The sequence below is a fragment of the Lacticaseibacillus brantae DSM 23927 genome (assembly GCF_001436115.1).
GTDB classification, from domain to species: domain Bacteria; phylum Bacillota; class Bacilli; order Lactobacillales; family Lactobacillaceae; genus Lacticaseibacillus; species Lacticaseibacillus brantae.
The window spans coordinates 1-11973 of record NZ_AYZQ01000005.1; the positions used below are offsets into that span (position 1 = coordinate 1).

The 11973-nt window shown below is 48.4% G+C and carries 11 protein-coding genes; all 11 read right to left on the reverse strand.

All coding sequences use genetic code 11. The annotated features are described in order from the left end of the window. Nucleotides 1-389: 389 nt before the first annotated feature. The 11 genes from FC34_RS08410 to FC34_RS08460 all read right to left on the reverse strand — a co-directional run bounded on the left by FC34_RS08410 (nt 390) and on the right by FC34_RS08460 (nt 11908). On the reverse strand, nt 390-1328 hold the full coding sequence (locus FC34_RS08410) for a metal ABC transporter substrate-binding protein (protein WP_057894986.1): 939 nt from the start codon (nt 1326-1328) through the stop codon (nt 390-392). Further along, nucleotides 1318-2178, reverse strand: coding sequence for a metal ABC transporter permease (locus tag FC34_RS08415; RefSeq protein WP_057894987.1), 861 nt, complete (start codon nt 2176-2178; stop codon nt 1318-1320). The genes FC34_RS08410 and FC34_RS08415 overlap by 11 nt, the downstream gene beginning before the upstream one ends. Beyond that, a complete protein-coding gene (locus FC34_RS08420; protein WP_057894988.1) occupies nt 2171-2911 on the reverse strand; it encodes a metal ABC transporter ATP-binding protein in 741 nt (246 codons plus the stop codon). The genes FC34_RS08415 and FC34_RS08420 overlap by 8 nt, the downstream gene beginning before the upstream one ends. 184 nt (nt 2912-3095) lie before the next feature. Further along, complete coding sequence (gene lysS, locus FC34_RS08425; RefSeq protein WP_057895123.1) at nt 3096-4550, reverse strand: lysine--tRNA ligase; 1455 nt, start codon at nt 4548-4550, stop codon at nt 3096-3098. 125 nt (nt 4551-4675) lie between these two features. Beyond that, entirely contained in the window at nt 4676-5677 is a 1002-nt protein-coding gene (dusB, locus tag FC34_RS08430; protein WP_057894989.1) for a tRNA dihydrouridine synthase DusB, read from the reverse strand. Nucleotides 5678-5765: 88 nt separating this feature from the next. Then, on the reverse strand, nt 5766-6653 hold the full coding sequence (gene hslO, locus FC34_RS08435; protein WP_057894990.1) for an Hsp33 family molecular chaperone HslO: 888 nt from the start codon (nt 6651-6653) through the stop codon (nt 5766-5768). Nucleotides 6654-6790: 137 nt separating this feature from the next. Further along, entirely contained in the window at nt 6791-8953 is a 2163-nt protein-coding gene (ftsH, locus tag FC34_RS08440) for an ATP-dependent zinc metalloprotease FtsH (protein ID WP_057894991.1), read from the reverse strand. Between the two features lie 73 nt (nt 8954-9026). Continuing rightward, entirely contained in the window at nt 9027-9566 is a 540-nt protein-coding gene (hpt, locus tag FC34_RS08445; RefSeq protein ID WP_057894992.1) for a hypoxanthine phosphoribosyltransferase, read from the reverse strand. Next, nucleotides 9563-10891, reverse strand: a complete 1329-nt coding sequence (tilS, locus tag FC34_RS08450) for a tRNA lysidine(34) synthetase TilS (protein WP_057894993.1) — start codon at nt 10889-10891, stop codon at nt 9563-9565. The genes hpt and tilS overlap by 4 nt, the downstream gene beginning before the upstream one ends. 114 nt (nt 10892-11005) lie before the next feature. Further along, nucleotides 11006-11485 carry a S1 domain-containing RNA-binding protein gene (locus FC34_RS08455; RefSeq protein ID WP_057894994.1) on the reverse strand — a complete coding sequence of 160 codons (480 nt, stop codon included), beginning with the start codon at nt 11483-11485 and terminating at the stop codon, nt 11006-11008. A gap of 75 nt (nt 11486-11560) precedes the next feature. After that, on the reverse strand, nt 11561-11908 hold the full coding sequence (locus tag FC34_RS08460) for an FtsB family cell division protein (protein WP_235803416.1): 348 nt from the start codon (nt 11906-11908) through the stop codon (nt 11561-11563). Between the last annotated feature and the right edge of the window lie 65 nt (nt 11909-11973).

Consider the following 11973-nt stretch of genomic DNA (forward strand, 5'->3'; position numbering starts at 1 on the left):
TTGTCAAAAGACAACTATAACAGCTTATCGAATTGGCAAGTCGTTGTCAAACACTTTATGAATAAAATGAATATTTATTCGCCGTGTCGGCGAAAGGCTCAATCAACTCAATCAGTATAGCGAATCGATTTTTAAAAGTCAACCGATTTCTGTCGGTTAAAACTTGCTCTTGGCCTCAATGACGTTCACTAGTTTAGCAAGCTCAGCCTTGCTATGTCAACCTCAGTTCAATTTCCCGCAAAGCCGAACGAAAGCACCGATTATCGCCACAATAGCCGGAAATATCTACTAAACGAACGAAAACATGCCCTTTGAACTGACGACACGCGTAAAAACGCTAATAAATATCCAAAAAAGAGCGTCCAGCCAGTGGCGGACGCTCAAAAATTTTATTTACTGAGGCCTTGATGAATGTGATCTAAATTCCACTTCAACATGCCATAATACGTGTCCCCAGCCTGGCCCGCCTTGGCGAGCGAGTCCGTGAAAACTGTGGCCACAATGGGCAAGCCAGTTTCTTTGGCGACCTTTTCCATGGATTTAGGTGAGACTGAGCTCTCAACAAATAATGCAGTAACTTGCGATCGCGAAATCTGACCTAATACCTGGCGCATCTGTTCTGGGGTTCCCTGACTTTCGGTATTAATTTCCCAAATATAGGCGGGGGTTAAGCCATAGGCCTTGGCAAAATATTTAAACGCCCCTTCCGATGTCACTAACAACCGCTTATCCTGGGGAATATCTTGGAACTTAGCCTTGGCTTGCGCATCCAAGGCGCTGAGTTGTTTCACATAAGTTGCTGTCCGTTTCTGGTAGGCAGTCCGGTTAGCTGGATCAGCCGCCTGGATAGCCTGTGAGATTGTTTCCACGTATCGAATCCCATTTTGAAGATCTAGCCAAGCATGCGGGTCGACTTGATCGCTATTCTCGCCGCTCAACTTCATTGGCGCGACCTGAGCCGAAGCAGCAAAGACCTCTTTGTTCGGGCGTTTCTTAGCTTGCGTGGTCAGTTTGGTAAACCAGCCATTGCCCCCCGTCTCCAAATTCAAGCCATTATGAAAAATTAAATCAGCTTGAGCGACTGCGCTAATATCTTGCGGTCGTGGTTCATACTCATGTGGATCCGTTCCGCGAGGCACAATGCTATACACTTGCGCATCATCCCCAACAATCTGTTGCACCATATCCTCTAAGATTGAATTTGTCGTCACAATGGAAAGACGGTCATTTTTGGTCAAAGACGCTGTCGCATCATGGTTCGTGAACCAATAGGTCCCAAATAGCATTAAGGCCAGTAATGGAATCGTGATGAGTAACTTACGCTTCATCGCTGACACCTCCCTTGAACAAACGATTGCCAAACCGCTTAGGCGACAGCAAGAAGGATATTGCAAAGATGAAAGCAGCCACTAAGACGATGGCTGGCCCACTGGCCAAATTCCAAGTATAGCTAAAGTACAAGCCGACAATTGCGCTGACAACCCCCACACTTGAGGCGATTATCATCATTTTAGCTAGCGAGTTGGTCCATAAAAAGCCAACAGCCGCCGGAGTAATGAGCATGGCTACAATCAAAATGATGCCGACAGTTTGCAATGCTGACACGGTCACTAAAGTTAACACGACCATCAAGCCATAGTGTAAAAAGGTTGTCTTCAGCCCGTAAGCCTGCGCAAACGTTGGATCAAATGACGAAATCAGTAATTCTTTAAAGAACAGGACAACAAAGAGTACCACTGCCGCTAAAATCCAAGCGGTCAATTTCAGATCACTATCACTAACCGCCAAGACGTTGCCAAACAGAATATGGTGTAAGTTCGTCGTACTTTCAGCCAGCGATATCAGGATAAAGCCTAAGGCAAAGAACGCCGAGAAAATAATGCCGATGGCGGTGTCATTTTTCAACGCGCTCCGGTCGGCGATGTAGCCAATCAATACCGCAGCCAACACGCCCATGACAGAAGCGCCAATCACCAAGTTAATGCCAAGCATATAGGCTAAGGCCACACCAGGTAGAACTGAGTGCGAGATGGCATCCCCCATCAGGCTCATACCGCGAAGAATGATAAAACTACCGACAATGCCAGACATGACGCCCACCATAATTGAGGTCAATAGGGCCGTCTGCAGGAAATTGTACTGGCTTAAGCCGGTGATAAATGCTTGAATACTAGCCATTGTTAACCTCCTCAATAAAGAGCACCTTCCCCAAGTCTTCACTAAAGGCTTGGCCAATATTAGATCGGGTGAAAACACGCTCTGTCGAACCAGCCGCAATGACGCCGTGATTGAGAATTACTAAGTCATCGAAATACGTCGTCACTTTATTCAAATCATGATGGACGATGATGACTGTCTTACCAGCAGCCGTCAGCTCCCGAAGAATGGCCATGATTTGCGTTTCAGAAGCGAGATCAATGCCCACAAACGGTTCATCCAAGATGAGAACTTGGGCTTGTTGAACCAGGGCACGCGCCACAAAGACGCGTTGCAATTGGCCACCAGAAAGCGCACTAAACTGGCGATGCTTAAAGTCTGTTAACCCAACCTGGTCAATAGCCGCAGTCACGGCATCGTGCATGGCTGGCGTGGGTTCATGAAATAGTTTCAGCTGCGGGTACACACCTGTCAGGACCACGTGTTCCACGTCAATTGGAAATGACAAGTCTAAATCCGCGCGCTGTTGCACATAGGCAATTTGGTTGAGCTGCGACTTGACGGGAGTATCGTTGAGCAGAATCTGGCCTTGACGGGGTTTGATCAAATTCAAAAGCGCCTTGATCAAGGTCGACTTACCGGCGCCATTAGGCCCGATGATACCGGTAATATGTCCGGGGGTAAACGTGACAGAGAGGTCTCTAAGGATATCTGTCCGCCCGTAGCCCACCGTTAAATTGGTGATTGCGAGCATAAAAACCTCCTACGATTTCTAAATTTAGGTTCGCCTTAACTTTACCAGAAGATTTCCATTTTAGCTACCATTAAAAATTAGTCTAGACATAACTTGACGGTTATCCCGTCATTCGAATTTAAACTAGCGAGCTTTCCGCCGCACAAAAAAAGCACCTCGGATTAACCGAGGTGCTTAGGTTTTATTATGGACGCATGGTTGGGAAAAGCAGGACGTCCCGAATTGAAGGCGCATCCGTTAGGAGCATGACTAACCTATCAATCCCGATACCGAGACCGCCTGTTGGTGGCATCCCGTATTCCAATGCTTCAACGAAATCTTCGTCAATGCCTTGGGCTTCGTCGTTCCCTTCAGACTTTTCTTTAGCTTGGGCTTCAAATCGAGCCCGTTGGTCAATCGGATCATTCAATTCCGTAAAGGCATTGGCGTATTCATTGCCATCGATGAATAATTCGAATCGACCAACGAAACGCGGATCGTCAGGATCCTTTTTCGCTAATGGTGAAATCTCGATTGGGTGCCCGTAGATGAAGGTCGGTTGAACGAGTGTTTCTTCAACGAATTCTTCAAAGAATGCATTGATGATATGCCCAACAGTCCAGTAACTTTCGTAATGCACATGATGGTCGTCGGCCAACGCTTTAGCCTGATCAACGGACATTTCAGGCCAGAAATCAACCCCAGTTTCTGCCTTAATGGCATCAACCATGTGGATGCGCTTGAATGGTGCATCTAAATCAATAGCCGTACCCTGATATTCAACCTTGCCAGTCCCTAAGACCTTCTGGGCAGCATAACGGAAAATGCCTTCTGTCTCGTTCATCACATCAGAAAGATCCCAGTAGGCAGCATAAGTTTCGAGCTCGGTAAATTCAGGATTATGCTTGGTATCAATCCCTTCATTCCGGAAGACGCGACCAATTTCATAAACGCGTTCCATCCCACCGACAATCAAGCGCTTGAGGTGCAATTCCAACGCAATTCGGAGATACAAATCAATATCCAGCGCATTGTGATGGGTGATAAATGGTCGAGCAGACGCCCCACCCGCTTCATTATGCAAGACAGGAGTTTCAACTTCTAAGAAGCCGTTTTGATTCAAGAATTCGCGAACAGCACTGATGATGTGGCTCCGCTTAACGAAACGATCATAACTGTCATCGTTGGCAATCAAATCCAAGTACCGTTGACGATAAATCTGTTCAACATTGGTTAAACCGTGATATTTATCTGGTAATGGCCGCAGCGCTTTACTTAAGAAAGTCACATGGTCGGCGCGGACGGTCAATTCACCGGCATCTGTCTTGATGACTTCCCCTTCAATCCCCAAGAAGTCACCTAAGTCAGCTTTCTTGAAAATTTGATAGTTGTCGTCACCGACCACGTCTTTGCGGACGTAAATTTGAATCCGGCCAGAACGGTCACGCAAATCCGCGAAACCAACCTTACCTTTACCCCGCTTAGACATCATCCGGCCAGCAATGGTCACTTTAGGCGCTTCTTCCGTCAGAACTTCTTTTTCAATGTTGTCATAAGTATCGTGTAATTCTTGGGCAAGATGCGTCCGATCAAACCGATGACCAAACGGATCAATGCCCGCTTCCCGCAAAGCGTCCATTTTCTCACGCCGGGCGATCATCTGATCATTTAATTCTGCTTGTGGTTTCTCGTTTGCCAACAGTGTTTCCTCCGTTTCTGTGTATACCTTATTGATGATGCCAGTGCCCGCAAAAAAAAGCAACCCACATCGAGTTGCTTTTTGGCTTAAGCATTAGCGGCTTGCTTGGCTTCTCGGGCTTCAACTTGTTCAACGAAGGCATCGAAAATATCATCGACTTCTTGTTGCGTTTCAACCATGTTAACGGCAGCCTTCGTCTTGGCAGCGCGAGGAATCCCCTTTAAGTAATAAGCAGCTTGCTGGCGGAATTCGCGAACCGCTAAGTTCTCACCCTTGAGGTCAACAAGGCGGGCGAGTTGCAACTTTGCGGTGCCAATCTTTTCGCGGGCAGTTGGTTCAGCGATTAATTCGCCGGTCCGCAAATAGGTTTCCATCTGGTGGATGATCCATGGGTTCCCTAAGGCAGCCCGACCAACCATCACGGCGTCAGCGCCGACTTCATCCAACATGCGCTTGGCATCTTGCGGTGTCCGCACGTCACCATTACCCATAAATGGGATGTGCAACTGGGACTTTACTTCTTTCAGAATGTTCCAGTCTGCTTCGCCGGTATACAGTTGTTTACGGGTGCGGCCGTGCATGGCTAAGGCACTCGCACCAGCACGTTCTGCAGCCAAGGCATTTTCAACCGCATAGATGTGATTTTCATCCCAGCCGGTCCGCATTTTAACGGTGACCGGCTTCTTCACAACATCAACCACGGCTGCAACCATTTCGTACACCTTGTTAGGGTCGAGTAACCAGTGGGCGCCGGCATCAGTCTTGGTGACCTTAGGCACAGGGCAGCCCATGTTGATATCGATGATGTCAGCAGCGGTGTTCTGATCGATGAATTTTGCGGCTTCGACTAAGGTTTCTTTGGTCCCACCGAAAATTTGAATTGAAATTGGATGTTCTTTCGGATCAACGAACAGCATGCTCATTGTCTTCTTGTTATTGTGCATAATGCCCCGGTCGGAAATCATTTCACAGACCACCAGGCCAGCGCCGAATTCTTTCACTGTGACCCGAAATGCTGCATTCGAAATCCCAGCCATTGGGGCAACCACCAGCTGGTTGTCGATGGTCACATCACCAATTTGCCACATTGCTTTCACCTTCACTTTGTTGTTATTTTATGTCTCAGAATAGCATAAAAAATCCAGTCCTTGCAACCACAGTTCGTGGTCACGCGCTTTAGTCGGCGTTTTTTTGCATCAGGGCTTCGAGGTCAGCGACACTGTATTCATAGTGATTGCCACAGAATTTGCAGATGGCTTCAGCGCCACCATCTTCATCAATCATGGCTTGCAAATCTTTCTTTGGCAAGGTCGCCATGACTTCCCCGAAATGTTCTTTAGAACACGTACACTGATAGCTCAGTGGTTGGCGATCGATGATGTTGAGCTCACCAGTGCCAAAGATTCGATCCGCAATTTGTTCAGGGGTAACGCCGGCTTTGAGTAATTCAGACACCAACGGTAACGTCTTCACATTGCTCTCAAGGGTCTTCAAGGCTTCATCCGTGGCGCCAGGTAAGGCCTGCACCATGAAACCGCCAGCCACGCCAATCGTATTATCCGCATTGACAAACACCGATACGCCAATGGCAGAAGGCACCTGTTCGGAAGTAGCTAAATAATAAGCGAAGTCTTCCCCAAGTTCACCGGAAACGAGTGGCACTTGACCGGTGAACGGTTCGCCTAAACCAAGATCCTTGGTCACCGCCAAAATCCCATTCGCCCCAACTGCTTTAGCCACGTCGATTTTGCCGACCAGATTCAGCGGCAAAGTCACATGAGGATTGTCCACATAGCCACGAACAGTCCCTTGGCTGGTGCCATCCACAACAATGGCGCCCACTGGGCCATCGCCTTTAATCCGGACCGTCAACAAATCATCGGCATTCTTCAAACCAGCTGCCGAGAGCAAACTGGTCGCAATCAACGTCCGGCCCAGGGCAGCACTGGCTGCACTCCAGGTGTCCTGACGCCGCTGGGCTTCACTCACAGTCTGGGTGGCGTCCGCGGCAAAGAACCGGAAGAATCCGTCTTTGGTCATGCCCGTTACAATATAGTCGTCCATAATATTCTCCTTTATCGCGCATTCAAATGTAGTCCATTGTAATCGATATTCTACCAATTGGCAAAAAGCCAAGCTAGCCACAAAAAAAGCCCATCGCAACAGCGATGGGCTTTTTCATAACTTCACGCTAGGATATCCTAAGCGTGTGGATCGTCATCAGACGGCTTGTCCTCAGGATCTTGATTTGGTGGCGTCACATCAGCACCGTCACCTGCATCTGGTGGTAATTCATCAGAATCATCCCCGGAAGTATCTTGATCATTATTATTGGTATCGCCGTCATGCTTTTCAGCTTGATCATTGTTGTTTTCAGCGCTTTGCTTGGTGGCATCACGTTGTTCCAAAGCAGCCTTAGCTTCTTCAAATGTGGCCGCCTTTTCTGATGGGAAATCATCAGGCTTGTCTGGCATCTTGCCATCGTTAAACAAGCTGAGGATTTCCTTTTCATCCAAGGTTTCATATTTGAGTAAGGCTTCCGCAATCAGCTTATGCTGTTCACGATGGGCTTCGATAATTTCATGTGCCCGCTTGTGACCTTCGTCAATCAGCCGACGAACTTCTGAATCAATCGCAGCTGCTGTTTCTTGTGAATAGGCAGGCATTTGACCATATTGGGCACCCACGAATGGTTGACCTTCTGATTCAAGTTGCACCGTCCCCAGCTTCTCAGTCATCCCGTATTGGGTAACCATGCCGCGAGCGATTTGCGTTGCCTGTTCAAAGTCATTGCTTGCCCCAGTGGATTCAACACCGAAGATAATTTCTTCAGCTGTCCGTCCGCCAAGTAAGCCAACAATTTGTTCATTCAGTTCTTTCTTTGTCAGTAAGAATTGATCGTCCTTAGGTAACATGATGGCATAACCACCAGCACGCCCACGAGGCACAATCGTGACTTTCCGCACTGTCCGGGAGTCACTGAGAACTAACCCAACAATGGCGTGCCCTGCTTCATGGTAGGCCACCATTTCGCGTTCCTTCTTGCTGATGACCCGATCACGCTTGGCAGGGCCAGCAATGACACGGTCTTCAGCTTCATCCACATCGGTACTGTCGATTTCAGTCTTCCCACGACGAGCAGCGACCAAGGCAGCTTCGTTTAAGAGATTTTCCAAATCAGCCCCGACAAAACCAGGAGTTTGTTGCGCAACAACCTTTAAGTCAACATCAGGCGCCAATGGCTTGCCCTTTGCGTGAACCTTCAAGATTGCTTCCCGACCCTTGACATCAGGCCGGCCAACAAGAATCTTCCGATCAAAACGACCTGGCCGCAGCAAAGCTGGGTCAAGCACATCAGAACGGTTCGTCGCAGCGATGACAATGACGCCTTCGCTACCAGTAAACCCGTCCATTTCAACCAGCAATTGGTTCAGGGTTTGTTCACGTTCATCGTGACCGCCGCCCATGCCAGCACCACGCTGACGACCGACAGCATCAATTTCATCAATAAAGATAATCGCAGGGGCACTCTTCTTGGCTTGATCAAACAAGTCCCGCACACGACTAGCCCCGACCCCGACGAACATTTCGACAAAGTCTGAACCAGAGATGGAGAAGAATGGCACGCCCGCTTCACCAGCAACTGCCTTAGCCAGTAAGGTTTTACCAGTACCTGGAGGTCCTTCGAGCAAGACCCCGGCTGGAATCCGCGCGCCTAAGCTCGAGAATTTCCGTGGGTCTTTCAAGAATTCAACGACTTCAACCAATTCTTGCTTTTCTTCTTCGGCGCCAGCGACGTCAGAGAAACGAACAGGATTGGACTTTTTGTCGGCTTGCTTAGCCCGGGACTTACCGAAGTTCATCACCCGGCCATTGCCACCGCCTTGTCCAGCTTGGCTCATCATCATGTACATGAAAATCATGATGACGACCAGTGGCAAGAATGTTAATAAGACAGAGACCCAAACCCCAGATTGAGATTCAGTTAAGGTGTCATTTTTAACGTTATTTGTCGCTGCAGACTTTTGAATCTCAGCCAAAGTTGAATCGTTGGCAGGGACATAGGCAGTAAAGCCTTCGACCTTACTACTGCTACTGCCAAAGAGCGAAATTTGGTTGTTGCTTGATGCTTTCTTTGGTGTCCGGTATTCACCTGCGACTTTGTACACGCCACCAGACGGTTGTAAGGTAAAACTCTTTACCTCGTTCTTTTGCAAATCAGACACAAATTCACTTGATTGAATTTCTTGGGTCTGACCGGCAGAGTCCCCGTGCATAAAGTACGCAATCCCGGTTACGATCAGTACGAAGATGATGATATATGTCAACGTACTGCTGAATAAACCAGTTTGTCTTTTCTTCATTATAACCTCCAGCAACATTGTTTCAGTGCATGAATCACACTAAATCATAACACAGCACTGCATTTAAAACACATTATTTTGCATAAACCTCTGGCTTCAAAACCCCGATGTACGGAAGGTTTCGATACCGTTCTGCGTAGTCTAAACCATAACCCACCACAAACTCGTTTGGCACCTTCGTGCCCACATAATCAGCGGAAACATCCACCACGCGGCCTTCAGGTTTATCCATGAGTGTGCAGACCTTAATCGAGTTGGCCTGACGGGTTTGGAACATGTCCATCAGATACCGTAATGTGCGGCCAGTGTCGACAATATCTTCGACAATCAACACATCGCGACCGCGCACACTCGTATCAAGATCCTTGATGATTTTCACTTCACCGCTTGAAATGGTCGCATCCCCATAACTGGAGACATCCATGAAATCAATTTCCAAGTAGTCGTCGATTTCACGGACCAAGTCAGTCATAAACAGGATGGCCCCTTTCAGAATACACACCACTAATGGATTCTTGCCGGCATAATCGGCCTTGATTTGTGCCGCTAGGCGGGCATTAATCGCTTGAATATCTTCTCGGGAGTACAAGACCTTGAGGATGTCTGGGTTCATCGGTTTTCTTTGCCTCGATTCATGAATTTTTCTGGCAGGCGCGCCAGTACAGACCGCATTATATCAGTTTGTTCTGGCTTAAACAATTGGCCAGGTTCAATTCCCGCGCCCCCGAGAATTTGGTCACCACGAGCCACCAATATGCCCTGACGAGCAGGCTGGGACCAGTGATGATTAATCATAAATCGAGCTAATTTCTGATGTTGGCCATTGGCTAGTTGCAACCAATCCCCTGGCTGGCGTTGGCGCACCGTCACTGGCAAAGCCGCCCAGACTTCAGCTAAGGGTTCTGCGTGATCCGGGAGCTGAGTAAATAGACCGATTTGTTGCGATCCAGACGACACCCATTGATTATGCATCGTCACTGTTACTGGCGGCACCGAGACGGGCGCATCTTGCAGCATTAAGCGATGATAACTGACTGCAATCTTCTGGCCGGCCCCAACATCAAAGGTTAAATTGCCGCGTTGACTTTGATTCAAGCCGGCTAGAATCTGGTCAATTTGTTTAGCCGAGATTGTGGGCACCCACTGCTGCAATTGAGCTTGCAACAATAAGGCTTGGGTGGCCAGTGGTAAGTCAACAAATGGACGCCAATCGACAGTACGAGCATCGACTTGGGCAGCCGCCAGTTGGCGCTTAATTTGCTGCTGGGCTAAGGCCAAAGTGGCCGTCAATTCAGCGGCAAAACGATTAACGTGTGCCCCTGCCTGCGGGTTAATCTGTTTAAGGAGAGGCAGTACTTGCTGTCGTAACAGATTCCGTGAATAGCGGACGTCATTGTTACTTGGATCATCCACATGGGGCACGTGATGGGCCACGGCATATTGTCGCAGGTTTGATTTAGATTGGTTTAAGAATGGGCGCCACAGTTCAATGTCTTTAGTCAGCTGCCGTTTTGGCTGAATGCCAGCCATTGCAGCCAGATTACCAGAACGCACCAGTCGAAAAAGGACTGTTTCAATTTCATCATCTTGGTGATGAGCGGTCAATACGGCTTGGGCCTGATATTGCCCTGCGACTTTTGCCAAAAACTCGTATCGAGCCTGGCGCGCGGCTGCTTCAATGCCCGTCGTTGGATGGTCAGCTTGTGGCCAACTGGCTGTGACAAACGGTACCCCTAATTGGTGCGCATACTCGCTCACCAGATCCGCTTCTGCATCACTTTCAGGACGCAGTTGGTGATTGAAGTGCGCAGCAATTAAAGCCGCAGGTGCAACTTCTTGAACCAATTGCGTCAACAACACCATTGAATCCACACCGCCGGAAACGGCGACGACCAGTGGCCGACCGTCTAGGTTAAACGGTCGCAACAAGTCACTCATTGAACATCCCTCCTCACAAAACAGGGGCCTGCGCCAAAACTGTCGTTTTGTCACAAGCCCCTTATCATCTTTAACTTCTATTAAACGTCTTGAATCCATGAACATCGGTAATGATTAGCTTCGACGACCGCCACGGCCGCCGCGCTTGCCTTCGGTGTTGCGTCGAAGACTGCTCAGTCGATCTTCACTTTCCTTCAAGAACCCAGACATCAGACTATCGAAATCATCCTTAGCTGGTGCTGGTTTGCTGGACCGAGCATTAAAGTCATTATTTGGTTTGTGGAAGTCTTTACCGCCACGTGGTGCATGGGAGAACTTTTCTTGGCCGCGGTTTGCTGGTCGCGGTGCACTCGGCTTAGGATTATCGACTGCCTTACGAATTGACAGGCCAATCTTGCCATCCTTGACTGACATCACTTTGACGGTGACCTCGTCGCCTACTGATAACACATCGTGGATATCCTTCACATAGGCATCTGAAACCTCACTGATATGCACCAGGCCAGTTTGCCCGTCCCCTAAATCAACAAAAGCCCCGAAATTCGTGATCCCAGTTACTTTCCCAGGAACCTTTGCGCCAACTTCAACTGCCATATATAAAAGTAGTCCTCCTCATAAAATTGTATCTCTTAGTATACCAGACCCCAGGCGCCGTGCAAGCGCTGACGATTAATCTGGCTGATTGGTTTTGTCGGGGAGATTAAACAAAATTTCCCCAGGTTTGGCCACATAATACTTCTGACGGACCAGCTTCTCCAAATAAGTTTCATTCTTCAGCTGATCAACCTGTACTTTCAGCACAGATTTGTTGGCCTTGACCGTCTTTAATTTCTTGTTCGCCGAAACGAGAGCCGCGTTTGTCTCACCAAGCGCATGTTGAGCCCGAATGACTTGCACTGACCCAATCAGAACAGTCAAAACCATCACCGCCACGATGAACAATCGCCGCCGCCGATGAATTTGAGTCGCCCGACTACCGGACTTCAGATGTTGCTGCGCTTTGCTAAGATGTTTCACGATACTCCCTCCTTTTTACTCAGTATACCAAGTTCATTCTCTGGCGTACAGGTGACTTCTGCTAA